We start from the raw sequence: 726 nt of genomic DNA, 5'->3' as shown, positions 1-726 counted from the left end.
TATCTCTCCAGTCAGCAATATCGGGTCCGCTGATTGCCGTGATTGGCTGATCAAAAATGGGAAAGCGGTTGGCCATTCCCTTGAGCCTGATCTGCTCCCAGCGTCCACCCCGCTTTTTCGGAGAAACTTCGTTGGCATAGAGTTCGAAGATATCGGCGGCCGTCTTCCCGATTTGAGGAACGCGGATATTTAGGATCGCCGAAGGCAACATGCCTTCAAGAATCTTACCCTCTGCCTTGATAGCCCAAACCTCTGCCTCCGTCTTTGTATCGAACGTCGCCGATACCGCCTTTCCTTGCCGGCGAACCTGCACTCGCCATGAGTTTTTTCGCTTCTGAATGGTAGCCATAGGTAATGTCCTTCGTGCATTTTTAGGGTGCACGAACCGCCTAGCTACGATGGCACAATTGGCACAAGAGCAGGTCAAAACGAGTAATCAGAAGTAAGAATCGATCAAGAAAAATATAGTGATTTCATATGATTGGTAGACTTCCGAGAGTCGAAATCCCTTCTCGACCGCACCATACAGTCCTGCAGGACATCAAGAGGTCGCGTCCGTCAAGGTGGTGTAATTTCGGCTGTGGCCGTGGGCCATCGTCAGGCGGCTTTGGCGGTGATGTGTAGGGGCTGATTTTCCTCCTCGATCATGGGTTGGTTGAGTTCGGCCATGCCTTCGATCTGCATGTATCGGTGCTGGAGCTGCCACTCGTCGTTCTGCTCCATCAG

The 726-nt window shown here is 51.9% G+C and carries 1 protein-coding gene and 1 pseudogene; both read right to left on the bottom strand.

Features of this window, described 5'->3' with window-relative positions; translation table 11 throughout:
* A partial coding sequence (locus STE01S_RS19475; RefSeq protein WP_218017014.1) for a hypothetical protein occupies positions 1-349 on the bottom strand: 349 nt, incomplete at its 3' end.
* 248 nt (positions 350-597) lie between these two features.
* Positions 598-726 (bottom strand): annotated as a pseudogene (locus STE01S_RS20190) (IS256 family transposase); the annotation flags it as partial.

This window comes from Sphingopyxis terrae subsp. terrae NBRC 15098 (assembly GCF_001598815.1).
Lineage (GTDB): Bacteria > Pseudomonadota > Alphaproteobacteria > Sphingomonadales > Sphingomonadaceae > Sphingopyxis > Sphingopyxis terrae.
Note: the sequence above shows the minus strand (reverse complement) of the source record. Positions and strands in the feature narration are given on the sequence as shown.